We start from the raw sequence: 25,838 nt of genomic DNA on the forward strand, positions 1-25,838 counted from the left end.
TTATAATATTTTGTTTATAATTGTGCAAAGGGATAGACAAATTGTCAAAAAAAGTATATAGTACAGAGTATGTGATGAAAAGTACATAACGTGACTAAAACATTACAAATAATAATGAAATCTAAAACCTTTGCGCGTCTATAATAAGAAATTTAAGACGCATAATAAAAGTTTTATGTAAATATTTCGATAAAAAGTCTACAAATTTGTTATTATGTGATATAATGAACGTATATTAACGAAAGACGAGTGTTTGATTTCAGCAGTTGCCCCATGTTGGTAACTGTATGATATATTAATAGCCCCTAATGGCATAGTCTATACTATACTATTTTGACTATGACTTTATCAAAAGGAGAGATGTAAAATGGGTTATATTCTTAACAAAGACCAGCAGGACCTCGTAGATTTGGCGAAAGACTTTGCACAGAAAAAGGTTGCTCCGTTCGTAGCTGAATTAGACCGTGCAGAAGTACCGGGCGAAAAATTGTATGAAATTTACAAAGAAGCTGTAGATATCGGCTTCTGCGGCCTCGAAATTCCGGAAGAATACGGCGGCATGGGTCAGGATTACTACACAGTAGCAGCTGTATACGAAGAACTCGCTAAAGTAGATGCTGGCTTTGCTACAGCCGTAGCAGCATCCGGCCTCGGCTTGAAACCGGTTCTGCAGCACGGCAACGATGCTCAGAAACAGTTATATGCTGATAACCTGACAGGTGAAAAAGGCAGCGGTTTCTGCGCATTCTGCTTGACAGAACCTAACGCTGGTTCTGATGCTGCTGCAGGCACGACGGTTGCAGTTAAACAGGGCGATGAATATGTCATTAACGGCACGAAATGCTTCATCACAAACGGTGGTGTTGCTTCCGTATTCACAGTATTCGCTATTACGGACAAGACAAAAGGCGTAAAAGGCATTTCCGCTTTCATCGTTGAAAAAGACCGCCCGGGCGTTTCCATTGGTAAAGAAGAAGACAAGATGGGCATTCGTCTTTCCAACACGACAGAAGTTATCTTCCAGGACGTTCATATCCCGGCTGATCACCTGATCGGACAGGAAGGCAAAGGCTTCGTATATGCTATGCAGACACTGGACCTCGCTCGTCCGATGGTTGCATCTCTGGCTGTTGGTATTGCACAGCGCGCTCTTGATGAAGCTGTTAAATATGCTCATGAACGTGTTACATTCGGCAAACCGATCATCAAACATGAAGCTATTGCTTTCAAATTAGCTGATATGGATATTAAGACAGAAGTTGCTCGTTCCGCTATCATCAACTTCCTCAACACGTACTATGCAGAACCGAAACGCAACTATACACGTGAAGCTGCTATTGCTAAATGCTATGCTGGCGATATCTCCGTTGAAGTTGCTCTGGACGCTGTTCAGATCCTCGGTGGTTTCGGCTACAGCCGTGAATATCCGGTAGAAAAACTCGTTCGTGATGCTAAGATCATGCAGATTTATGAAGGCACCAACGAAGTACAGAGAATCGTTATCTCCGGTTTCCTCGCAGCTAAGAAATAATTTCTCTAACGCATGCCTTAAACGGCCCCTTGCTTGCAAGGGGTCGTTTTTTGCGGTGCAGCTGCTTCTTTTGCGCTTGCACCTGGTATTTGAAGCGCTATCATGGTATAATCAAAAGACGTGTATATTACATGTTTTTTCAGATAACAAAGGGAACAGGAAAATCACGGGTATGGTGCCTGTGATTTTTTCTATCCCTTTCTTACGAGTTAAGTAAGGATATGTACAGGAGGTACTATGGCAGAATTACTGGCCCCGGCTGGTTCTCTCGAAACGGTATTGACAGCTATTGATGCAGGTGCAGATGCTGTTTATTTTGGCGGCAAGAGCTTCAACGCCCGCAAGTTTGCACATAATTTGGCTGATGAAACAATGGCACAGGCCGTAGAAACAGCCCATTCTTTTGGTGTCAAAGTATATGTGACTGTCAATATCGTCATGGCAGATACAGAATTAGACGAATTAAAAGGATATTTGCAGAAATTGGATGCCCTGCAGGTTGATGGGATTATTGTGCAGGACTTGGCCGTGGCCGCCCTGGCCCGGGAATGTGCCCCGAATTTGCCGCTCCACGGCAGCACGCAAATGACGGTTTCTGATCTGCACGGCGTTCGTTTCCTCGAAAAGCTGGGCTTCACACAGGTCGTCTTGGCGCGGGAACTGCCCCTTACGGAAATCCGCTATATTTGTGCCCATGCTAAAGCGGCTATTGAAGTCTTTATCCACGGTGCGTCCTGTATGGCCTATTCGGGACAATGTCTCATGAGCAGTTTTATTGGTGGCCGTAGCGGTAACCGTGGCGCCTGTGCCCAGCCGTGCCGCTTGCCTTATCAGCTCTATGACGGTGAAAAAGCTGTTTCTCCGTCTGAACGGTATTTATTGAGCCTTAAGGATTTAAATGGCGCTGCCTATATCGATGACCTTCTTGATGCCGGTGTGGCGTCCTTAAAAGTAGAAGGCCGTATGAAGGGGGCTGCTTATGTTCGTGCTGTGACCCGGGCTTATCGGCTGCTCATTGACGGGCACTACCAGGCGCCGCGGCAACGGCAGGCGACACGGGAAGAAGCAGATCGCCTGCTGGCAGAAAGCTTCAATCGTACGTATCAGGATGACTTTTTAGGCGGCCACATCAGCCGCCATACTGTGACGGAACAAACCTCCGGCAATCTAGTGCCCAAGGCTGCCGGCACGGATCCCGGGTTGACACGCCGCATTCCCCTGTATGCCCATATCGATACAACAGAAGCAAAGCAGCTGCGCCTGACCTTTTGGGATGAAGCCGGTCATACAGTGCAGGCTGTGGCAGACTATGTTGTGCAAAAGGCCTCGCACCGGCCGGCTACGCAGGCCTGGGCTGAAGCGCAGCTCTCCCGTCTGGGTGACAGCCTCTTTTCCCTAGTACAGGCTACGCTTTGGGATGAAACGTATATGATTCCTGCCAGCGTACTCAATGACTTGCGGCGCCAGTGCTGCCATGCCTTGCAGAAGCAAATAACACAAAGCTACGCACGGCCTGCGGCAGGTAACCTGGCGGCCGCCCCACTGCGCGATGTGCCGGAACTGACACGGCCGGCCCGGCTGGAACTGACTGTGCGCTGTGACTCTCTCGACGGAGCAGAAGCAGCTATAACCAATGGCGCATCCCGCGTGATTTACGGTGGTGAAACGTATACGCATAGCTTTACCCTGGGGGCTGATTGGGAGCGGCTGGCAGGTCTTGCTGACGCAGCCGGCATTCCCTTCTGGGTAGCCACACCCCGTGTTTTTTGGCCCAGCCAGGCCACAGCCGTATTGACCGAAATCAAACAGGCTATGGCAGCCGGTGCAGCCGGTGTCTATGCCGGTTCTATGGGGATTTTTGACCTCCTCCAGGAAAACCATATCAGCCTGCCCGTAAGTGCAGACTGGTCGCTCAATATATTTAACCACCTTAGCGCCGGCCTTTATGCCGGACTGGGCTGTCAGGAAGTGACCTTGTCACCGGAGCTGATGCTGCGGCAAATAAAGGACATCGTAAAACACCTTTCTGTTCCTGTTGAAGTGCTGGCTGAAGGGCGTATCGAAATGATGATTACAGAATACTGCCAGGCCGCTGCCTTATTGAGTAAGGAAGGCAAGACTCATTGCGGTGGTGCCTGCCGCAAACGGAATTTGTCTTTAAAAGATCGTCATGACGAGCATTTCCCTGTCGTTACAGACGAATTTTGCCGTAATCATATTCTTAACAACCGGGACCTCGATATGGCGCCGTATGTGAAGGAACTGCGTCAGGCTGGTATCGCCCGCTTACGGATTGAAGGACGGGGCCGGACGCCGCACTGGATAGCAGAACAGGTACGCCGCTATGGCCGCCTCTGTGACGGTACGGAAACGATGCTGCTCACGAAGGAAGACAGGACCGTAACGCGGGGTCATTTCTTCCACGGCATTTTATAAAGAGAACAAGGAGCAAAGAGTAATGAATAAACGTAGTATGCGGATTTTAGGGTTTTATCAGGTCCAGAATATGCTCGTACAATTGACACCGTCGCGGTTATCCAAGGAAATTGCCCGGCGCCTGCGGCCGAGCAGTGATGAAACGGAAATCCGTCAGATGCTGAACGATACGGAAGAAGCATACCTCTGCCTGCAGCGGGAAGTTTCTACGCCCTTTGGCGGCATCACGGATATTCGTCCGGCCCTGGAAAAGGCTAAACGGGAAGTAACCCTTGACGGGCAGGAATGTGTCGATATTTGGAATAATATGGAACGCTACAGTGCGGTACAGGCTTATTTTGCAGACCGGAAGGACCTCTATCCCCACTTGTATGAACAGGCCCAGAGTATTGGCGAGTTTTCTTTCCTCAGCCATAAGATGGCCCAGGTTTTTGACCAGAACCATCAAATACGCGACAATGCCTCACCAGAGCTGCTGCGCCTGCGCAACCGGATTATGGAGCTCGAACGGCAGACGAAGCGGTACATGCAGAGCGTTCTCCAGAGTAAAGAATATCAGAAATATTTTCAGGACGTCCTCATTACGATTCGTAACAACCGCTACGTCATTCCCGTCAAGCAGGAGTACCGCCATGCTTTTCCCGGCATTGTCCATGATACATCGGCCAGTGGCTCGACGCTCTATATTGAACCTATGGCCATCGTTAATGCCAATAATGACCTGCAGGCAGCCCGTATTGGCGAAACGCGGGAAATCGAAAAGATCTTCCGCCGTCTGACTACGCAGGTGCGGGAAAAATATACGGATCTCTATGAGAGCACCCTGTGTACGGGACAGCTGGAATTTATCTTTGCCAAGGCTCAGCTGGCACAGCAGATGAAAGCCTGCCGGCCGGATATATCGAAGAGCGGACTGGTACGGCTGCTGCAAGCCCGTCATCCGCTCATCGACCCGAAGGTTGTCGTGCCGAACACGATCGTCCTGGGTGGCGACTACCGCATTCTCCTCATTACAGGCTCGAACACGGGGGGCAAGACGGTCTCTATGAAAACGCTGGGCCTTCTGGTTCTCATGCATCAGGCCGGCCTCTTTTTGCCTGTAACGGAAGGATCGGAATTGCCCGTATTCCGCGATGTTCTGGCTGATATTGGCGATGAACAGAATATTTCCCAAAATCTCAGTACGTTTTCAGGTCACATGAAGCAGCTCATTTATATCATCAAGCACTGCTCGGCTAACGATCTGATCCTGGCAGACGAATTGGGCTCCGGTACCGATCCGGCAGAAGGCAGTGCCATTGCCATTGCCATTTTGGAGGAGCTGTACCAAAAAGGGGCTTATGTCATGGTGACAACCCATTACAACGACCTGAAAAACTATGCCTATCGTACGGAAGGCATAGAAAATGCCCACGTTGAGTTTGATGTGGAAACGCTCAAACCGACGTATAAACTGCGCATCGGCTCAGCTGGCAGCTCTCATGCTTTCAGTATCAGTGAACGTTTGGGCATGCCCAAGAATGTCCTTGAAAAGGCACGAGACCTGCGTAGCAAAGCACAGGACGTGAATATGGAAGCTATCCTGACGAAGCTTAACAACCAGGTTAAGCAAGTGGACGAAGAACAGGCGGAATTGGAAAAACGCCTGCAGGAAACACGGCGCCTGGAAGACGAGCTGCGCAAGGAAAACGAAAAAGTCAGGGAAAAACGGCAGGATATCATCGACTCGAGCCGCCGTGAAGCCGTCGATCTCAAGCGGGGCCTGCGGCTCGAAGCAGAAAAGATCATCCGCGAATTAAAGGAACAGACGAAGGAAAAGCTGACGGAAAAAGAACGGACTAAGGCTATCGAACAGGCCCGCCGTGCCATTCAGCAGATTTCCTTGCCGGAAGCACAGGTGGAAAAGCGGGATCCCGTCGATCTGGCCCGCTTAAAAGCAGGCCAGCAGGTGTACGTCAATTCCTTGTCCGGCCTGGGGACGGTGACGGAAATCAACTGTAAGAAACTGACTGTTTCCGTACGGGGCATGACGGTCCGCGTCAAGGCCTCGGATATTAGCGCTCCCTACTTATCGGAAATCAAGCAGGAAAAGCAGGCCGAAAAGAAAGAAGCTACTCGTTCGTCATACCGGCCCATCCGTACCGGCGCCGTAGCAACGGAAGTCAACGTCATCGGTATGACCGGTGCCGAAGCCATGCCGGTGGTTGAACGCTTCCTTGACCAGGCCTTGGCGGCCGGCTTCAGCCCTGTCCGCATCATCCATGGTAAGGGAAGCGGTGCCCTGCGTAAGGCCATCCATGCCTTTTTGGACCGCCAGCCCTTTGTTACGTCGTACCGCCTGGATGATGCGCAAAACGGCGGCGACGGTGTTACGTTAGTATATTTCTAAACCTTGTTTACAAAAAAACGCTGCCTGTTAAGGCAGCGTTTTTTGTAAAACAGTACTATTTTCCCCTTATTCGCTTGTAATCTGACGGGCAAATTCCCGGGCGTGCTCTGCTTTATTTTCATCCATAAAGACCGTCTTATAGCCCAAGTGGCGTTCCGTAAACATGGAAAGGTATGTGAGCTTTGAGTGCTTACAGTAGCGTTTGATGCCTTCTTCAAAGAGGTCAGCCCCTTTTTCCGGCTTGTAGCCGCAGGTGACGAAAAGGGCCAGCTTCTTGCCGGCCCAAAGGGCCGGACCGACGTCATCGCCGTAATATTTGTTGAAGCCGTAGACGAAGCGGTCCAGGACATTTTTCATAGGCCCCGTACAGTACCACGAATAAATGGGCGTAGCCAGGACCAGCAGGTCTGCTGCCAGGACGTCTTCGGCAATGGGCGCCAGGTCGTCGTGGCGCACGCAGGCAAAGTGCTGCCAATCCTTTTGACAGGCCCGGCAGGCGTAGCACGGGTCGATTTTCTTTTCGTATAAATAGTGCAGGGTATACGTATGGCCCAGCGTTTGCAGCTCGTCACAGAAAGGTTCCAGACATTGGGCCGTGTTACCATGTTTGCGGGGACTGCCCATGAGAATCGTGATCTTCATAGAGCCTCCTAAAGCGTGATTTTGGCGAATACCTGGCCGATCGGTTCGTGCAGGACCAGATCTGCCCGGCTATCCATATCAGTGGACGATTTGTTGATGAGGACCAGCTTGTGGCCGTGATAATAATTGATTAGACCGGCTGCCGGATAGACAACGAGGCTCGTGCCACCGATGATCAGCATATCTGCGTGGCTGATGTAGTAGAGCGCCTGCTGGACTGTATCGTTATCAAGGCCTTCTTCGTAGAGGACGACGTCCGGCTTGATCGTGCCGCCACAATCGTCACAGTGGGGAATACCCGTTGAATTTTTGATGTATTCTGCCGAAAAGAGCTTGTGGCAATGCTGACAGTAGTTACGATGTACGCTGCCGTGCAGCTCCAGGACATTTTTACTGCCGGCTTTTTGATGGAGGCCGTCAATATTTTGGGTGACGATGGCTTTTAATTTGCCGGCCTGTTCCAGCTCGGCCAGTTTGATGTGGGCCATGTTGGGCTGGGCGTCTAAGGCCAGCATCTTGTCCCGGTAGAAACGGTAAAATTCATCCATATGTTGTTCGTAAAAGGTGTGGCTGAGCATCGTTTCCGGCGGATATTTGTAATGCTGATGATAGAGGCCGTCTGTGCTGCGGAAATCGGGAATACCACTTTCCGTAGAGACGCCGGCACCACCGAAGAAAACGATGTTGTCTGAGTGTTTTACGAGATCGAGAAATGTATCTATGTCTGCCATGTTACCAGCTCCTTTCAACTGCAGGCGTGATGCGGCATAGGTGCCGCCTATGATAAAGCAAAGGTCGTGTTGAGGAGGTCTATGCCACTCTTGGTACGGAAAATTTTATCGCGGAAGGTAGTGATGGCCTTCTTGTCGAGACTGTCCTCGTAGGCATTAACCAGGAAATCGGCTTCTAACAGAATCTGGTAATCGGCACCGTCGACACTGGTATACGTATGATGATGGGCTATGAGCCAGCATACGCGTTCTGTCAAGGCTGGCGGGCACTGCATCTGGTCGAGAATCTCTTTGGCAATGGCCGGGCCCTCCAGTTCCTGATACTTGCCGGAAGGACTGCCGTATTTTTCTTCTGCTGCGTGAATGCCAATATCGTGCAGAACGGCGGCTACAGTGAGAATTTCCTGCGTTTCTGCCGGCAGTTGTTCCAGACGGCCAATGAGGTCGGCATAGGTATAGACCTTAAGGAAGTGCTGGATGCGCCGGGCATCGCCGCGATCATAGGCGACGGCCCGTTGTATGAGCTGAGGGATGTTCATAGGTAAACCACCTTTCTTTTATGTAAAGTACAGTATATGCTTATATTATACAATAATCCTCTTTGGACGTACAAGAGAAGAGGCAGCCATCCCAGTCCGGCAGGTAGTCCGGGACGGATCAGGCCGTGATTCTCTTGACAAATAGATAACAAACCTTTAAAATACCCGTATATACAAAGTATAAAGTATATAAAAGTAATAAGCTAAAATGCCAGGAACAAGACGGCCTGCGTCGTCAGTCTTTTCAGCGAACCGGGGAAAGTGTGAGCCCGGGAAAGACCGTATGCAGGCGGATCACTTGGGAGCAGCAGCCGCGTACCGGCTGCCGGGTTGCACCGTTATGACGCAATAAAGTGGCTGCGAGGCAGTCAATAGGGTGGTACCACGGTGATTACGTCTTCGTCCCTTTGGGGGATGGAAGGCGTTATTTTTTTACTTTAAAAGGAGGAACAACAATGGATTACGGTAAGACGCTGCATTTACCAGAAACCGAATTTCCTATGCGTGGCAATTTGCCGAAACGCGAACCGGATATGCTTGCATTCTGGACGGAAAATAAGATCTATGAAAAAAGACTGGAAAAAAGAAAGGGCTGCAAAAAATTTATTTTGCACGACGGTCCTCCGTATGCCAATGGTAAACTCCATATCGGTCATGCCCTGAATAAGGTGCTGAAAGATATCATCTTAAAATATAAGACCCAGACCGGTCATTATACGAAATACATCCCTGGCTGGGATACGCACGGCCTGCCGATCGAACATGCCGTCATCAAGGCTACGGGCCTCAACCGTCATGAAATTGCGCCGCTCGATCTGCGTGCCAAATGCCGCGAATACGCTTTAGAAAATGTAGAAATGCAGAAAAAGGATTTCATCCGCTTCGGCGTCCTCGGCGATTGGGAACATCCCTATCTGACACTGCAGAAGCCCGTTGAAGTCGCTCAGATCGGCGTCTTTGGCGAAATGGCTAAAAAGGGCTATATTTACAAGGGACTGAAAACAGTCTACTGGTGCCCGCACTGCGAAACAGCCCTGGCTGACGCAGAAATCGAATACAAGGACGATAAATCCTTCTCCCTCTATGTCCGGTACCCGGCTCATGACCTGGGCAATGACAAGGGCAGCCACATGCCGGCCGGCGCCGATCCCGAAAAGGTTTCGGCCCTCATCTGGACGACGACGCCCTGGACCGTACCGACTATCATGTGTTTGTGCGTCGGCCCGGACATCGACTATGTATGGGTCAAGGTTGGCGATCAGTACATGCTCATGGCTAAAGAACTGGTAGCATCTGCTATGGCTGCCGGCAAGGTAGAAGATTACGAAGTATTGCCGGACGTCATGAAGGGCAGCCAGCTCGAAGGCCTGGTCTTCCAGCACCCCTTCTACCCGGATCGTAAGCTCCCCGTCGTCTGCGGCGACCACGTCACCCTGGAAAGTGGTACCGGTGTCGTCCACACGGCTCCTGACCACGGCGAAGATGACTTCAACGTCTGCAAGAAATATGCGGCTTGGGGCCTCAAACCGATGGGTACGACGGACTCCCGTGGCTGCTACACGAAGGTCATTCCTGATTACCAGGGCATGTTCGTCTTCGATGCCAATGTGCCTATTCTGAAACGACTGGCTGAAGAAGGCTGGCTCTTTGCCAAAGCTTCCATGCGCCATCAGTATCCGCATTGCTGGCGTTGTAAGGAACCGATTCTCTACCGTGCTACGGAACAGTGGTTTGCTTCTGTCGATGGTTTCCGCCAGGAAGCACTGGACGCGATCGATAAAGTCCGCTGGATCCCGGCCTGGGGCCACGACCGTATTTACAATATGATCCGTGACCGCGGTGACTGGTGCATTTCCCGTCAGCGTGTCTGGGGTGTGCCGATTCCTATTTTCTACTGCAAGGATTGTGGCGAACACATCATCAATGACGAAACGATCCAGCACCTGCAGGAAATGTTTGCCAAGGAAGGCTCCAACACGTGGTGGATGCACGACGTAAAGGAACTCCTGCCGGAAGGCTACAAGTGCCCGCACTGCGGCGGTACAGAATTTACAAAAGAAACGGATACGATGGATGTTTGGTTCGATAGCGGCTGCACGCACCAGGGCGTTATGAAGAATGATCCTGATTCGGGCTACCCTGTCGATATGTATCTCGAAGGCTCTGACCAGCATCGCGGCTGGTTCAACAGCTCCCTTCTCACGTCTGTTGCCATCAATGGCATTGCACCGTACCGTCAGGTACTGACCCACGGCTTCACTGTAGATGGCGAAGGCCGTAAGATGAGTAAATCCGTAGGCAATACGGTAGCACCGCAGGAAGTTATTGATCAGTACGGTGCCGACGTCATGCGTCTCTGGGTTTCCTCGGCTGACTATCAGGGTGATATCCGCCTGTCGCCGAAGATCCTGAAACAGCTTTCCGACGTATACCGCAAGATCCGTAATACCTTCCGTTACCTCTTGGGCAACCTGGCCGATTTCAATCCTGAAACCGATGCTGTAGCCTATGAAAATATGACGGAACTCGATAAATGGGCACTCCTGCGCCTGGAACAGGTCTTTGAAACTGTCACAGATGCCTATGAAAACTATCAGTTCCACGTTATGTATCACGCTATTCACAACTTCTGCACTGTTGATCTGAGTGCTATCTACCTGGATATCATTAAAGACCGCCTCTATACGGAAAAGACGGATGCCCTCAGCCGCCGCAGCGCCCAGACCGCCATGTATCAGATTCTCGATACACTGGTCAAGATTATCGCGCCGGTTCTTTCCTTTACGGCAGAAGAAGTATGGCAGAACATGCCGGCTGTCACAGGCAAGGAAGAAAGCGTCCTTCTCACGGATTGGCCCCAGGCTCATCCGGAATACCTGAACGCCGCTTTGGACGAACATTGGCGTCAGCTCCTTTCCTACCGCAGCGACCTCATGCGGGTCCTCGAAAATGCGCGTAAAGCCCACCTTATCGGTCATCCTCTTGATGCGGCTGTTACCATTTACGCTAGCGGTGAAGATTATGACTTCCTGGCAGCGGTTCAGGATAAGCTTGCTACACTCCTCATCGTCAGTGAAGTTACCCTGGTGCAGGGTGATGCTCCGGCTGAAGCTGAAGCAGGCGAAGACCATCCGCAGATGAAGGCCGTCGTCGCTCCGTCGGCTAGCGAAAAATGCGAACGTTGCTGGCGTCATGACGCCACCGTTGGCACGGATGCCGATCATCCGACACTGTGTGCCCGTTGTGCATCGGTTCTTAAATAACAATACTATATTGGGGGTATCCCCATGTGCTAAAGAGTACTGCAGCGTTTTTTCTGCAGTACTCTTTTTTTATATATGCATTTAGTTTATATATTTGTAACCATAGTAACAAATATGTATGATGAATATTTCTAAATGTATTGACACTATTGCAATGGAGTAGTATGCTACATACAAGTACTGTATATTAAGAAGGTGAGTTGCAGGAGGAAGTCGTGATTACCAGAATTTCAATTAAGGAACAAGTCTATGAATACTTAAAAAAAGGCGTTGTCGAAGGCAAGCTTCAGCCTGGTATGGTCTATTCGGAACAGATGATTGCCGATACGCTGCACGTATCGCGGACGCCTGTCCGTGAAGCCATCCAGTTGCTACGCCATGAAAATCTGGTAGAGGTATACAGCAACCGTGGCTTTGGCGTCAAAGATATTTGCGCTGCCGATATAGAGGAAATTATCCAGGCACGTCTGGCTATCGAAGGCTTTGGCGTCCGGTTATTGGCGCGCCAATACGCTAGTGCTCCGGCACAAGACACAAGACGGCAGTTACAGAAAACAGTAGAAGATATGAAAAAAATCAAGGCAGGCAAAAAAAATCACTATTTGTTTACCCAAGCCGATGTATCTTTTCACCGTTTACTCGTTCAATTCACGAATAATCCGTATTTGATGCAGGTTTCGGATATGATACAGACGAAGCAGGCACAGGCAACAGTACATTCGTTACAGGAACAATCGCGTATGGATCAGGCTGTTGAAGAGCACGAAAGAATCCTTTCTGCGTTGGCGACAGGAGAAGAAGAGGAAGCCGTACATGCTTTTGAATATCACATGCAAGTAACACGGCAGATTCTTCATGCTGAAAGTGGTCTCGAAGACGCGTAAAGTAAGAGTGGTATTTATTTTTACATGTAGTTATATTAAAGGAGGAAACGAGTATGTTAAAAGTTGGCTTTGTAGGATTAGGTGTTATGGGTAAACCGATGGTTATGAACATGCTGAAAGCAGGCATTGAAGTAACCGTATCGGATTTGAAACAGGAATTAGTTGATGAAGTCGTTGCTGCAGGTGGTAAATCGGCTGCATCGCTGAAAGAATTGGCAGCCGGTAAAGACGCTGTCTTCACGATTTTGCCGACGGCTGCTATCGTACAGAGCGTACTTACGGCTGAAGACGGCATCCTCGCCGGTGTCGATGCCGGTACGGTAGTCGTAGACAGCAGCTCCGTATCTCCTATTGAATCCCAGCAGTGCCGCGATTTGGCAGCTGCCAAAAATTGCCCCTTCCTCGATGCGCCTGTAAGCGGTGGCGAAGAAGGCGCTATTAACGGTACCCTGGCTTTCATGATCGGTGGCGACGAAAAAGCAGCCGAAAAGATCAAAGAAGCCTTTGAAGCTATGGGTTCGAGCTGGCTCGTCGTCGGCCCGACAGGCAGCGGCTCCGTTACTAAACTGGCTAACCAGATCATGGTTAACGTCAACATTTGCGCCGTTGCTGAAGCACTCGTTCTGGCACAAAAAGCCGGCGCCGATCCGAAAAAAGTTTTTGAAGCTGTTCGTTGCGGCTTAGCAGGCAGCACCGTATTGGAAACGAAAGCTCCGAAAATGTTCAACCGTGACTTCCGCGCTGGCGGTACGATCAAGGTTAACCTGAAGGATATTACAAACGTCATGAATACAGCCCGTGACCTCCAGGTACCTCTCCTCCTTTCCAGCATTGTACAGCAGATCCAGCTCAGCCTTAAACAGTCTGGCCATGTCATGGACGATCATGCCGGCTATGTACAGTTCTACGAACAGATTTCCGGCGTTACCGTAAAGACCAACGAAAAATAAGACCTGAGCGAAAGGGGAGACAAACAGCATGGCAAAAGTATTAAAGGCTGAATTATTTCAGTCCTTGCCGAAAGTACAGGTAGATGAAGAAAAAATCAGTCAGGAACTCCTGAAGGAATTAAAGGAATTCAATAAAAAAATCGTTGTGCTCGATGATGATCCGACAGGTACGCAGACGGTTCACGACATTTCTGTATATACAGAATGGACGGAAGACACGCTGACCCAGGGCTTTAACGAAGAAAATTCGGAATTTTATGTGCTCACCAATTCCCGTGCGTTTACCCAGGACTATACGCGCCAGGTACATACAGATATTGCCAAACGCGTGTCCGACGTAGCCAAAGCAACGGGTAAAGATTTCATCATCATCAGCCGCAGCGACTCTACACTGCGCGGGCACTATCCGCTGGAAACGAAAACCCTGAAAGAAACGCTCGAAACCAACGGAGCTCCCGTCATCGATGGGGAAGTACTCATGCCGTTCTTTAAAGAAGGCGGCCGCTTTACCATTGGCAACGTTCACTATGTACAGGAAGGGGAATACCTCGTTCCGGCTAACGAAACGGAATTTGCCCAAGACAGCACCTTTGGCTATAAAGCGGCTACGATGCCTGAATACATTGAAGAAAAAACGGGCGGCGCCTTTAAAGCAGACAGCGTAACCTGCATTTCTTTAGAAGATCTGCGGGCCGGTAATGTCGATGCTATTGCTCAGCAGTTGGTTGCCGTTCATGACTTCAACAAAGTAATCGTCAACTGCACCGATTATATCGACGTAAAAGTATTTGCGCTGGCTTTGCTGAAAGCCATGCGTGAAGGCCGTCATTTCATGTTCCGTTCGGCAGCTGCACTGACGAAGGTATTGGGCGGCGTGTCCGATAAAGAATTGCTGACGAAAGATGAATTGGTCGTCAAAGGCAATACGAACGGCGGTCTCATCATCATTGGCTCCCATGTAAAGAAGACGACTCAGCAGCTGGAAAAGCTGCAGGAACTGGATAGCATTGAATTCATCGAATTCAATCACCTCATGGTTCTGGAATCGGATGAAAAACTGGAAGCTGAAATCGAACGGGTTATTAAAAAGACGGAAGATAATATTAAACATGGCGTAACGACAGCCGTTATGACAGGCCGTAAGCTGTTAAAGATGGATACGAAAGAAGATTCGCTGCGCGTTTCCGTTAAGATTTCTGATGCCCTCGTACAGATTGTCAACCGTCTGACGATTCAGCCGAAATTTATCATTTCTAAAGGCGGTATCACGTCCAGTGACGTAGCTACCAAGGGCCTGCATATTAAAAAAGCCCTGGTTCTGGGCCAGGTTGCTCCGGGGATTCCTGCCTGGAAAGCCGGCAGTGAAAGCAAGTTCCCGGGTATGAGCTATGTTGTATTCCCGGGCAATGTAGGCGAAGTAACGACGCTGCGTGACGTCGTTGCTATGATGAATGCCTGAGACAGGAGTTAGTCTATGCTGATCAATCTTAAACAAATGCTGCAATATGCAGAGGAAAGGAAGATTGCTGTACCTTCTTTTAACGTGTATAACGTAGAATCGGTACAAGCTGTCTGGCAGGGGGCGCAAGAAACCCAGACGCCGGTTATTATCTCGTTTGGTGAGTCCTATGACAGCCATATGCCTATTGAAGCAGCTGCAGCGCTCATTTTGTCTTATGTACGTGATGCGTCTTTGCCTGTCGTCTTGCATTTGGACCATTGCCGCAATGAAAAGAATATTCTTCGTGCCCTGCGGGCTGGCTTTACTTCCGTCATGTTTGATGCGTCAGCCCGTCCGCTTCAGGAAAATATTTCCCTGTCCCGCCATATTGTCTCCCTGGCCCATGCCTTGGATGTCAGTGTAGAAGGGGAACTGGGCTACATGAATGAAGAAGACGGCAGTGGTGTAGTGCAAGGACCACAAGGGTATACGACCGTTGCAGCGGCACAGCAGTATGCGTTGGAAAGCGGTATAGATGCATTGGCAATTGCTATTGGCAATGCCCACGGTATTTATAAAGGAACACCGACACTCGATTTGGAACGCCTTTCTGAGATTGAAGCCGCTACGGATATTCCCTTGGTGCTTCATGGCAGCTCCGGAATTCCGTTCCCCTTACTGCAAGAGGCCATTGGCCGGGGCATCCGCAAGATCAACATCAATACGGAAGTGTCTACTGCAGGCATTCAGGCTGCGCGTGTGTTCCTGGCAGAACATAAGGATCCGAATACGCGGTTTGAAACCATGACCAAGGCCGCTGAAGCAGCTATGGCCCAGGTAGTAAAAAAATATATACATTTATGCAGCCAGCAGTGAGTAACTGATGACTGCGCTTACGCACGACACCGGATAAGGGAAGAATCGGGTGTCGTGCGTATTTTTTGTGTCTAAAAGGCGATCATTGCATTTTTGATATAAGAAATGATTTATTTATGTTTTGTATGCATGACACACATTCCTGATTGACATTTTTTAAATATGTTATATAATAAAAATATAAAGAAACCAGTGTGATCATTAAGTACGTACTTAATGTAACATTGTTAGTGTCCTAGTATTATACAAAAACGATTCCCTAGCATTGCGAGCGAGAAGTCAAAAGGAGACTCTGCCTTACCGTACTCTGCGAGTAGCTCTGACAGTATTGGTTCTGCCCCCCGTTTTAACAAAACGAACGATGAACAACGCTGAGAACCAACTGGAGGGGAGGGCATCATTATGAATAGAATTAAAAACGCTATTCCGCTGTTAACAACTGTGGTTATCATTAGCCTTGCAGCTGCCGTCATTTATTTTGAATAATTTGTTTGTAGAGATGATACAGAAAGAGGCATAGAAACTGCCGCTGCGTTAGTGCAACGGCAGTTTTTATTTTGTCCGTGTGGCTCCTAGGCTACACCCCGCCAGATGGCGGGTCGTATGCAGAGGTACTGGAACACTAACAACTGCAACGATCACAGAGGAGAAAAAGGAGAGGCATATGGCAGAAAACCGTATTTTAGCACAAGATATAGCCGATCAAATTTTAGCCATGATTACGGAAGAAAAACGCTTCCATGCAGGCGACCGGCTGCCCAATGAAAACGATTTTTCCAGGGAACTCCATATTAGCCGCAATACGTTGCGCGAAGCAATCCGTATTCTCAGTGCCTATGGCATTTTACATATCCGTCGGGGCAGCGGTACCTTTGTTACCGACGCTGTCAAAAAAAAGGATTTGGAAAAACGGATCAATCCCTTTTCGGAGATGGAATTGGACGTACACGACTTTAATGAATTAAATGAAATGCGGCTCATTCTGGAACCGGCAGCTGCCTATTTGGCGGCCAAACGGGGCAGCGAGCGGGAAATTAAGCGTATCGTAGAATTAGGTCACGAAGTTGAAAAAAAAATCCGTAACCGTGAAGACCGCACGGAAGCGGATAAAGCGTTTCATGCAGCCATTATCCAGGCTGCGCACAACCGCTATCTGGAAAAGATGATTCCTATTTTGTACCGCATCATAGCCCAGGATGTATCCTATTACGATCAGTATGTACAAGCCGGCGAAAGCACCATAACGGATCATCTGTTAGTAGCAGAATTTTTGGAACGCCGCGATCCGATTGGAGCGCGTGATGCCATGCGAATCCATATGCAGCATGGTATTACTAAAAATCATTTTGATATATAATGTGAACGATAGAGAGAATACTTCCACCCTTTGTGGCAGAGGTATTCTTTTTTTTGAATTTATCTTTCTAAAGGTTTGGAAATTTCCTTGACAGAAGAAACAAGTAAGCATATAATATCCAAATTAGTTGAACAACTTCATCATGTCCAACTAATGTGAGCATGTTTGCCACCAATACAAATAATAGCCACATCCACAAGAGAAAAAGACTCCGGAAGCCACGCCGGAGTCTTTTTCGTTATATAGAGATACCTCTTGCTATAGTATATAAAAAAGCCAGCCTATAACAGGCTGGCCTTTTTATATGTTCATTAGTTATTGCTGTCAGCAATGCATTCATTGAGATCGGCAACTAAGGCATCTACGTCAATTCCGTGTGCACCGGCACCTTCGCCGATAGTTTCGAAATGAGCGGCCATGCAGCCAATGCAGCCCAGACCATAAGCCTGGAAGATCTGAACGATCTGCGGATATTTCTGGACAGCAGCAATAATACCTGTATCTTTAGTAATAGCTGGCATTTTGATTCCTCCCTACGAAATACAGTTCCGGACGTTAATCTCCGGACTTGAGTTTATTATATCATACTTATTTCGCTTGACTAGTGCCATTTGCAACGAAAAATGAAGAAAGTTTACGTTTTTTGTCCTCTTAAGGGAAAAGACGTTATTTTTCGACACTTGCCGTATCGAGAAGGGTACCGTCAGGCAGGAAGCACTGGAAGGTAAGCTTATTTTTCGTTGCTTCCATGACCATGTAATTGTCTGTTTCCGGCTGGGGTGGTACGTATTCGTCTAAGGGATGGGTGGCCCAGAGGCTGGGATACCGTACGTTGCCGGCAACGCCCGTGAGGATGTAGAGCGGACCTGCGGGATCGCGCTTAAACTGGCGGATGTGGCCGCGGTTACGGTACGTGTGGAGATGGGCCGACAAGACGACGTCGACGCCGATTTGGTCGAAAATAGGCATGAACGTTTCCCCTTCAGCAGAAAAGCCGTTTTGCCGGTCGCCACTACGTACAGCCGGATTGAAGGCGTATTGCAGAGGATCCTTGTGCATGATGATGATTTTCCATTTCTTGTCCGTCTTAGCAGCGTCGTCCGTAAGCCAGGCCACTTCGTCGGCTTCCAGGGACGGCTGGAACTGTTCCATTTCCGTAAACTGCGTGTCCAGGCAGATAAAGTGGATGTCGCCGTAATCGAAGGTATAGAACTGGTTCTTGTATTTCTTCAGGCCGTTATCGGGCAAGGAGAAGTAATGTACGTAGGCTTCGGGGAAGCGGACCTTCCAGTCGCGGTTGTACGTTTCGTGATTGCCCGGAATGGGTGCAATCGGAATGGTACTGGCCATCTTTTCAATGGCACCGAACCAGGCGCTCCACTGATAGTGGTCCTGGCCGTTATCGACGAGGTCGCCCATGTTGATGTAGAACTGGGCGTCTTGGTTGCGTTCATACGCCGGCACGGCCGTATCACGTCAGACGGAGTAGTCACTGGACTGGGAATCGGGGAAGATGAGGGCCTTAAAATCGCTGCCCTCTGCCGTGTGAAGCGGATACCAGTCACTCCGTTTGTCGCCGTAACCAATGCGGTACTCATACGCCGTACCGGGCTTTAAATCCTGGATTGTCGCTGTGTGGAGGTACGTCGTCGTATCGTCGTCCGTAAAAGTTTCATTGCCGGCAGAAATGACAAAGGCATCTTCAGCATCCTTTAGGCGGTATTCGACAACCGCTTCTTCCTCAGAAAGGGCTGATTGCCAGGAAATGGTACGTGACGTACGGCTGTCTGCCGTAATGACCTGCCACAAATGGAGCATGTCCACATCGCTCGTGAGCTCATAATGGGCAGCCGCCGCCTTGGTCGAGCGCACAGCCTGATGGGTCACGGTTTTGGCGCCGGGAATAAATTCATATGCTAAACCGCCGGCAACACCGATAGCGGCCAGGCCGGCGAGCTTTAAAAATGTTCTGCGTGAAATAGGTTCCAAATAAAAGGCCCCCTCTATATCCTTTTAAACATAAAGAAATAATAATATCTATTATAGGACCTGAAGTGTGCTTTAAGTCAAGTATTGGCAGGGAAAAATATGACTTTTAGAGGAAGGTATCCCCTTGAAGGCAGTGATTTCTGTGTCATATATTGACAAGGCCTGTGAGAGGATATACAATTACACCTGTACAAAGAGATACAGTCTATGAACGGGAGCAAGTACCTTTTTCAAAACCCTTTTCAGCGAGCCGGTGGTGGTGCAAGACCGGTAAGAGGCGGAAAAGCGAATGGGCCCGGGAGATGCCGTCTGAAGCGAGTAAGATAGGCCGGAGCTTTCACCGTTACCACGAAAGAGTGCATATGATGTGCATTGCAGAGCCGGGCATTTAGCCAACCAGGGTGGTACCGCGGAACCTACTTTCCTTTCGTCCCTTATGATAGGGGATGGAAGGCTTTTTTTATATCTAGGAGGAACAGACTATGTCTATTATTTTTTCCGGCATTCAGCCGAGTGGTAATCTTACATTAGGTAATTACTTAGGCGCCCTGCGCAATTTCACGAAAGTACAGCATGACAACGAATGCTATTATTGCGTTGTAAACCAGCATGCCATCACCGTACCGCAGGACCCGAAACTCCTGCATCAGCGTACGCGCGAGCTGGCGGCAATCTATTTGGCGGCCGGTCTCGATCCGGAAAAAGCGACGCTCTTCGTGCAGTCGGAAGTACCGGAACATGCCCAGCTCGGCTGGATCATGACGACCCTCTCTTATGTGGGCGAACTGGAACGCATGACCCAGTACAAGGATAAGGCTTCTAAGCGGGGCGACTCCATTCCGGCAGGCCTTCTGACCTATCCGCCTCTCATGGCTGCGGATATCCTCTTGTATCAGACCAACTACGTTCCTGTCGGTGATGACCAGAAACAGCATATGGAAATTACGCGTGACCTGGCCCAGCGCTTTAACCGTCTTTATGGCGAAGTATTCACCATTCCCCAGATTCTCTTAGGCCACGACGGTACGCGTGTCATGAGCCTCCAGGAACCGACGAAAAAAATGAGTAAATCTGACGATAATACGACAGCGACCATTTATCTCCTCGACAACCCGAAGGACATCGAAAAGAAAATCAAACGGGCCCAGACAGACAGCGAAAACACAGTACGCTACGATATCGATTGCCAGCCAGGCATTTCTAACCTTATCGAAATCCTCTCGGCTGTGACGGACAAGACACACGAAGAAATTGAAGCCGCCTATGCAGGCAAAGGCTATGGCGTCTTCAAGAAGGACGTAGCTGATGCGGTCATTTCTGTTCTCGAACCGATTCAGAACCGCTACCAGGAACTCGTAGGCGATCCAGAATTAGACCGTATTCTCGATGCCGGTGCGGCAAAAGCCCACGCTAAGGCCAGCGTAACCTACGAAAAGGTCTGCCAGGCTATGGGCCTCTTCCGCAAATAAGGAGTCCCTATGAGCCATTTCTTTGCTATCCTCGCGAGAATGCGCTTTATCCGGCGCTGGAGCCTCATGCGCAATACGATTGAGGAAAATATTCAGGAACATACCCTGCAGACGGCTATGATTGCCTATCACCTGTGTCTCTTGCACAATCAGCGTGTAACAGCAGCAGAGGATCAGGTTGATGCCGGCCGGGCGGTCCTCCTGGCTATGTATCATGATGCCAGCGAAGTCTATACAGGCGATATGCCTACGCCAGTCAAATATTTTAGCCCTGTTATGCGTAAAACCTATGGCGAAGTAGAAAAGCTGGCGCAAAAACGGCTTTTGGAAACACTGCCTGTCTCTTTACAGGCTGCGTATGAACCGTTGCTCTGCCAGGCGGAAGAGGATCCCGTCTGGCCCTATGTGAAGGCTGCGGATATGCTCAGTGCGTACTTAAAATGCTTGCAGGAAAAGTATGCCGGCAATCGCGAATTTGATGAAGCGTATGATACGATTGGCGCTAACCTGCGCGCCCTGCCCTTACCGGAAGTAACCCAGTTTCTTGAGGACTATGCGCCCAGCTTCCTCCTGTCTGTAGATAAGATGAATACGTTGTAAGATGTGCATGATAAAAGGCAAGCCGTTTTGTGCGTGATATAGCATGAGGACGGCTTGTCCTTTTTGTTTCCTTTTGTTCTGGCCTGGGAGTTGCAGAATTATTGAAAAATGTATAAAATTATGGTAATGGAAAGGTCACAGTTTGTTTTGATGAACTGTGCTTTTCCTTATCTAATGTAAGCCGAAGGAGCGTACCTCTACAGGCAGTATATGCTGTCATCAATGGGGAATTGCACCTTCTGTGTAAAAACAACGTTGCGGGCCTTAGTGCCCTATACGCCACAGGCGAAGTGAATGCGCCTGTAAGAATAAGGGTAGCCTGAATCCTATGGGATATATACCAAACTTCTTAAACGGATACGGATCGTATCCCCAAAGCCCCTGCTTCCAACGGCTTACGTTATGCGGGGTGCAATTCACTATATGGATATACCATTAGGAGGTAATCGGAATGACTCTTGGTTTATTCTGGTCCCGCTATGAACTGGAATTACATGGGCAACATTTGCGTGAGATCGATGCGAAATACGAGTATCTTATACAATATGAAATGTGGAACTGGCTCATTGCCAAAATACCGGAAAAGGTACAGATACAGATTTTGCGCGGTCACAACCACGGAGAACAGTCCTGGTCCTGTCATGATTGGGTAATACATATGCTGGAATGGCTGAAAGAAAATAAATCAGCTGAAGTGTATGATGCCGTCATTGACAAAATTTCTATTGTAAAGGCGCAGCCACGGGAAGAAGCAGAACGGCATGCAGCCCGGACGCTTTCTGACTCTGAGCTGGCAGCCATGCAGGCTGCAGGATATTTTAAAGGGATCGAACGGCGGACCAAGGGGGAGGAGAAACCATAACGCGGAGGTGAGGCCATTGAAACGTGCCAGATTAATTGGCATATGCTTATTTATTTTCTTCTTTTGGGCCGGGCTGGCAGGCATGCAGCCAGCGCAGGCAGAAGATGCCGTCCGGGTCATTACAATCTCCGGCGAAATCGATGCCGGCCAGGCTGCATTAGTCCAACGCGGCGTAAAGGATGCTGAAGAAAATCAGGACAAGGCCATTGTCGTAGAGATCAATACGCAGGGCGGTCTTGTCGACAGTGCGCTCCGTATTCGTGATATCTTGCAGGGGACATCAATCCCGACCATTGCCTTTGTTTCGTCACGGGCCTGGTCAGCAGGGGCGCTCATTGCCCTTTCCTGCAGGCACATCATTATGGCACCGGGCAGCAGTATTGGCGCGGCAGAACCCATACCGGCTACGGAAAAAAATATTGCTGCTTTAAAATCAGAGTTCAGTACGACCGCTGCCGATATGGGGCATAATCCGCGTGTAGCCGAAGCGATGGTAGATAAAAATGCCGGCCTGCCCCATTATGCGGCGGCTGGTGAAATTTTAGCACTTACAGATACGCAAGCGCGGGAATTGAACCTCTCAGAAGGGTCCGCTGATACCGTAGAAGATGCGCTTCATTTGTTCAGTCTGGGTAATGCCAAGGTCTACTATGAAAATAAAACCTGGTGGGATAGTGGTCTCGGCCTGTTGCAAAATGAATACGTGCGCATGCTCCTCATCGGCCTCATTCTGACAGCTGTGCTTATTGAGATCAAGACGGCCGGCGTCGGTATAGGCCTCTTGACAGCCCTGCTGCTCAGCGGTGTCCTCTTTATTTCCGGCGATGGATCGCTGGCTGATGGCCTAAAAGGGTTAGGTGCCTTTTTTGCCGGCCTTTTGCTCATCGGGCTGGAATTGGTCACGCCGGGCATCGGTATCTTTGGCGTAGTGGGGATTTTGTTTGTATTTGGCAGCTTGTTTTGGCTGCTGGGGGCTACAGTGCAGGCGTGTTATATTCTGGCTGGTGGTATTGTCATTGCCATGGTGCTCTTTTATTTCATTGGCAAGCATTTACCAAAAAGTCGTCTTTTTGCCAAAATTGCCTTGACTACCCGCTCGACGAAAGAAAAGGGATATACGTCACAGGAAGATAAAAGCAAGTACCTGTTTCAACGGGGTACAGCGATTACCGTTTTGCGTCCTGCCGGGATTGTCCGCATCGGTAAGGAACGGGTAGATGCCGTTTCGAATGGTTCCTATATCGACCGCGGCGTGGCAGTACGGGTCATTGAAGTGGAAGGTACACGGGTCGTCGTCGAACCGGTACCGGAACAGAATAAAGGAGGGTAACGTATGTCTATGCTTTCGTTATTGGCGGCACCGCTGGTCATCATTGTAGCGGCAATCGTCGTAATTTCCCTGTTTTTACATTTTGTCCCTATTGGTCTCTGGATTTCGGCCATGGCAGCCGGTGTTTCCGTAGGGATTATCAACCTTATCGGTATGCGCCTGCGCCGTGTCGTACCGTCGAAAATTATCCTGCCGTTGGTAAAAGCCAACAAGGCCGGCCTCGATGTCAATGTCAATCAGCTTGAAGCTCATTATTTGGCCGGTGGCGACGTCGACCGCGTTGTCGATGCCCTCATTGCAGCGCACCGGGCCACGATGTCCCTGACCTTTGAACGGGCCTGCGCCATCGATTTAGCCGGCCGTGATGTCCTTGAAGCCGTACAGATGAGTGTCAATCCGAAGGTTATTGAAACGCCATTTATTTCGGCCGTCGCCAAAAACGGTATTGAATTAAAGGTACGGGCCCGCGTCACGGTTCGCGCCAATATCGACCGTCTCGTAGGCGGCGCCGGTGAAGCGACGATTATTGCCCGTGTTGGCGAAGGGATTGTTACCAGCGTCGGGTCTGCTTCGGATCATTCGCAGGTACTGGAAAATCCTGATGAAATCAGTAAGACCGTCCTCAGTAAGGGCCTTGATGCCGGGACAGCCTTTGAAATTCTTTCCATCGATATTGCCGACGTCGACGTAGGCCGTAATATCGGTGCCCGTCTGCAAACCGATCAGGCTGAAGCAGATAAGCAGATTGCCCAGGCGAAAGCCGAAGAACGCCGGGCTATGGCGGTTGCCAAGGAACAGGAAATGCAGGCTTACACGCAGGAAATGCAGGCTAAGGTCGTAGAAGCCCAGGCTGAAGTACCACTGGCTCTGGCCCAGGCTTTCCGCGAAGGTCATTTGGGCGTAATGGATTACTACACCATGCGCAATATTATGGCTGATACAAAGATGCGTGACGCCGTAGCCCAAGCCGGCGTGCCTAAAGGCCAGGCGCCGATGACGACACATAAAGACGATCATACTATGCCGCCGGTTACAGATAAGTAGGTGAGCCTATGGAAACCATCATTGGTATAATCTTGCTCATGGCACTCCTTTCGCTGCCTGATTTGCTACGGAAAAAACGCAAATATCCTACACGCGGCCATAGCCGTCCGGGACAAAAGCCGCCTCAGACGACAGGCCGGCCACAAACGCCGCCGGCACAGGCGCCTTATGAGACTGAGCCCGAAGAAGAAGGGCCGTGGCCGTGGCAGCGTCGCACACCGGAGCCGGAACCGGAGAGCGTACCGGAACGGCGCCGCACTTCTTCTTCTCAGCCGGCGTATACGCAGGCCCAGCTCCAGGCGGCAGCAGCGTTACCTTCTTCACAGCATGATGCAGGTCCGGAAACGGTGGTGCCTCAGCGGGTGCAGCCTGCGTATTGGAGCGGCCTTGAAGGGCCGGCCCGGGATATTTACGCTGGCCTCGTGTGGTCGGAATTACTGCAAAAGCCTGTCTCAATGCGACCGAAAGAACGATAGTACGACTCTCAATGGCCGTGCCGGAAAGAGGACACGGCCCATTTGATTTTTGTCTCAGAAGGATGATACGTGAATGATTACAGAAGAAAAAATATATATTGGGGACATTCCTTGTCTCAAAATTGAAGGCCATGAAAAAGTAAAGGGCGTCATTATTTTTTACCACGGCTGGAGTTCCACGAAAGAGCTGCAATCCCTGCGCGGTCATATTCTGGCAGCCTATGGATATGACGTACTGATTCCGGAAGCTATTTATCATGGCGAACGGGGGCTGATCGATTATGACGAAAATCCCCGGGCGTATAAACGGTTTTGGGAAACGATTTTCCGTAATCTGGAAGAGGCCCGCCAGCTTATTGACTATGCCCAGGCTTGGCAGCCTCACGTACCGTTGGCTGTTATGGGACATTCCTTAGGCGGCTTTACGGCCTTAGGCGTACTTACTTGGTATTCTGAAGTCGTAACGGCCGTGTCTATGAATGGGTCCGGCTGGTGGGATGAATCAGAGCGGCGTCTGCGGGCAGAGCTGCCCCTGAAGCCTATGGATTTCCTGCCGGAATTACAAGAAAAAATTGCCTGCTTTGATCCCTATACGCATGTAAATCAGTTGTCAGGCCGCTCAGTCCTGGCCTTGACGGCAGGAGACGATGATACGGTCAATCCGGCAGCGGAAACCTTCTATATGGACAGGCTGTACCAATACGCCGGCGTACGTAGCCGCTATATTACGTATCCGGGCTTAAAGCACTTCGTTACGACGAACATGATGCAAGATGCGATCTCGTGGCTGGAAGATATTTTAGCATAAAAAATGGGAGTGTGACAAAATGCGAAAGCATTTTGTCCACTTCCTTTTTTTCATGCTCTTTTTCCTTTTTTAGAGAATGACCTTTGAAAAATGGGCGCAAAGCCCCTTTCCCCATAAAGCAGTATTTTTACAGTTTATGCGGATTTCTGCAAGCGTAGTTTTTTATTGTGATATTTATAGAGGTTATGTCCGATGGAAACCAGGAAAATCTCTAATCGAAC

Annotated in this window: 22 protein-coding genes and 1 other annotated feature; of the genes, 16 read left to right on the forward strand and 6 right to left on the reverse strand. The window is 49.6% G+C overall.

From position 1 onward, the window contains the following. The first annotated feature begins 367 nt into the window (after positions 1-367). The 3 genes from H8J70_RS06840 (at position 368) to H8J70_RS06850 (ending at position 6,356) form a co-directional block, all read left to right on the forward strand. The gene (locus tag H8J70_RS06840) at positions 368-1,531 is read left to right on the forward strand and encodes an acyl-CoA dehydrogenase family protein (protein WP_186503119.1); all 1,164 of its coding nucleotides are present in this window, start codon (positions 368-370) and stop codon (positions 1,529-1,531) included. A gap of 237 nt (positions 1,532-1,768) precedes the next feature. After that, entirely contained in the window at positions 1,769-3,967 is a 2,199-nt protein-coding gene (locus tag H8J70_RS06845; protein ID WP_186503120.1) for a U32 family peptidase, read from the forward strand. Positions 3,968-3,989: 22 nt separating this feature from the next. Next, a complete protein-coding gene (locus tag H8J70_RS06850) occupies positions 3,990-6,356 on the forward strand; it encodes an endonuclease MutS2 (protein WP_186503121.1) in 2,367 nt (788 codons plus the stop codon). A 66-nt stretch (positions 6,357-6,422) separates the two neighbouring features. Here the strand turns inward: H8J70_RS06850 and H8J70_RS06855 are convergent, their stop codons facing one another. From H8J70_RS06855 to H8J70_RS06865, 3 genes are read right to left on the reverse strand one after another with little or no spacing between them, the layout of a single operon-like run. Then, positions 6,423-6,998 (reverse strand): flavodoxin family protein, encoded by a 576-nt coding sequence (locus tag H8J70_RS06855; protein WP_186503122.1) that lies wholly within the window; start codon positions 6,996-6,998, stop codon positions 6,423-6,425. Between the two features lie 8 nt (positions 6,999-7,006). Continuing rightward, positions 7,007-7,729: an NAD-dependent protein deacylase gene (locus H8J70_RS06860; RefSeq protein WP_186503123.1), complete on the reverse strand. Its 723-nt coding sequence runs from the start codon at positions 7,727-7,729 to the stop codon at positions 7,007-7,009. 47 nt (positions 7,730-7,776) lie between these two features. Continuing rightward, entirely contained in the window at positions 7,777-8,268 is a 492-nt protein-coding gene (locus H8J70_RS06865) for an HD domain-containing protein (RefSeq protein ID WP_186503124.1), read from the reverse strand. A 455-nt stretch (positions 8,269-8,723) separates the two neighbouring features. Here H8J70_RS06865 and ileS point away from each other — a divergent pair, with 455 nt between their 5' ends. The 6 genes from ileS (at position 8,724) to H8J70_RS06895 (ending at position 17,039) form a co-directional block, all read left to right on the forward strand. After that, positions 8,724-11,531 (forward strand): isoleucine--tRNA ligase, encoded by a 2,808-nt coding sequence (gene ileS, locus H8J70_RS06870; protein WP_186503125.1) that lies wholly within the window; start codon positions 8,724-8,726, stop codon positions 11,529-11,531. Between the two features lie 215 nt (positions 11,532-11,746). Beyond that, positions 11,747-12,415, forward strand: a complete 669-nt coding sequence (locus tag H8J70_RS06875) for a GntR family transcriptional regulator (protein WP_186503126.1) — start codon at positions 11,747-11,749, stop codon at positions 12,413-12,415. A gap of 53 nt (positions 12,416-12,468) precedes the next feature. Continuing rightward, positions 12,469-13,365: an NAD(P)-binding domain-containing protein gene (locus H8J70_RS06880; protein ID WP_186503127.1), complete on the forward strand. Its 897-nt coding sequence runs from the start codon at positions 12,469-12,471 to the stop codon at positions 13,363-13,365. 28 nt (positions 13,366-13,393) lie between these two features. Then, positions 13,394-14,824, forward strand: a complete 1,431-nt coding sequence (locus H8J70_RS06885; RefSeq protein WP_186503128.1) for a four-carbon acid sugar kinase family protein — start codon at positions 13,394-13,396, stop codon at positions 14,822-14,824. 15 nt (positions 14,825-14,839) lie between these two features. Next, on the forward strand, positions 14,840-15,682 hold the full coding sequence (locus H8J70_RS06890) for a class II fructose-bisphosphate aldolase (RefSeq protein WP_186503129.1): 843 nt from the start codon (positions 14,840-14,842) through the stop codon (positions 15,680-15,682). 664 nt (positions 15,683-16,346) lie between these two features. Beyond that, the gene (locus H8J70_RS06895; protein WP_186503130.1) at positions 16,347-17,039 is read left to right on the forward strand and encodes a FadR/GntR family transcriptional regulator; all 693 of its coding nucleotides are present in this window, start codon (positions 16,347-16,349) and stop codon (positions 17,037-17,039) included. Positions 17,040-17,350: 311 nt separating this feature from the next. Here the strand turns inward: H8J70_RS06895 and H8J70_RS06900 are convergent, their stop codons facing one another. The 3 genes from H8J70_RS06900 to H8J70_RS12600 form a co-directional block, all read right to left on the reverse strand. Next, positions 17,351-17,560, reverse strand: a complete 210-nt coding sequence (locus H8J70_RS06900; protein WP_186503131.1) for a DUF1858 domain-containing protein — start codon at positions 17,558-17,560, stop codon at positions 17,351-17,353. A 145-nt stretch (positions 17,561-17,705) separates the two neighbouring features. After that, positions 17,706-18,503, reverse strand: a complete 798-nt coding sequence (locus tag H8J70_RS12595) for a metallophosphoesterase (RefSeq protein ID WP_288201746.1) — start codon at positions 18,501-18,503, stop codon at positions 17,706-17,708. A gap of 12 nt (positions 18,504-18,515) precedes the next feature. Beyond that, positions 18,516-19,028: a fibronectin type III domain-containing protein gene (locus H8J70_RS12600; protein ID WP_246415296.1), complete on the reverse strand. Its 513-nt coding sequence runs from the start codon at positions 19,026-19,028 to the stop codon at positions 18,516-18,518. 198 nt (positions 19,029-19,226) lie between these two features. Continuing rightward, positions 19,227-19,466 (forward strand) — a binding site (T-box leader). 44 nt (positions 19,467-19,510) lie between these two features. Between H8J70_RS12600 and trpS the strand changes: the two genes are divergently transcribed. The 7 genes from trpS (at position 19,511) to H8J70_RS06940 (ending at position 25,617) form a co-directional block, all read left to right on the forward strand. Next, on the forward strand, positions 19,511-20,497 hold the full coding sequence (gene trpS / locus H8J70_RS06910) for a tryptophan--tRNA ligase (RefSeq protein WP_186503132.1): 987 nt from the start codon (positions 19,511-19,513) through the stop codon (positions 20,495-20,497). A gap of 9 nt (positions 20,498-20,506) precedes the next feature. Beyond that, on the forward strand, positions 20,507-21,097 hold the full coding sequence (gene yfbR, locus H8J70_RS06915; protein WP_186503133.1) for a 5'-deoxynucleotidase: 591 nt from the start codon (positions 20,507-20,509) through the stop codon (positions 21,095-21,097). Positions 21,098-21,548: 451 nt separating this feature from the next. Then, positions 21,549-21,959: a hypothetical protein gene (locus H8J70_RS06920; protein ID WP_186503134.1), complete on the forward strand. Its 411-nt coding sequence runs from the start codon at positions 21,549-21,551 to the stop codon at positions 21,957-21,959. Positions 21,960-22,041: 82 nt separating this feature from the next. Beyond that, complete coding sequence (locus H8J70_RS06925; RefSeq protein WP_186503135.1) at positions 22,042-23,289, forward strand: NfeD family protein; 1,248 nt, start codon at positions 22,042-22,044, stop codon at positions 23,287-23,289. Positions 23,290-23,292: 3 nt separating this feature from the next. Next, on the forward strand, positions 23,293-24,333 hold the full coding sequence (gene floA / locus H8J70_RS06930) for a flotillin-like protein FloA (protein ID WP_186503136.1): 1,041 nt from the start codon (positions 23,293-23,295) through the stop codon (positions 24,331-24,333). Positions 24,334-24,341: 8 nt separating this feature from the next. Next, a complete protein-coding gene (locus tag H8J70_RS06935; RefSeq protein ID WP_186503137.1) occupies positions 24,342-24,809 on the forward strand; it encodes a hypothetical protein in 468 nt (155 codons plus the stop codon). 73 nt (positions 24,810-24,882) lie between these two features. Next, entirely contained in the window at positions 24,883-25,617 is a 735-nt protein-coding gene (locus H8J70_RS06940; RefSeq protein WP_186503138.1) for an alpha/beta fold hydrolase, read from the forward strand. Positions 25,618-25,838: the final 221 nt, after the last annotated feature.

The sequence above is a fragment of the Megasphaera hominis genome (assembly GCF_014269395.1).
Classification (GTDB): Bacteria; Bacillota; Negativicutes; order Veillonellales; family Megasphaeraceae; genus Megasphaera; species Megasphaera hominis.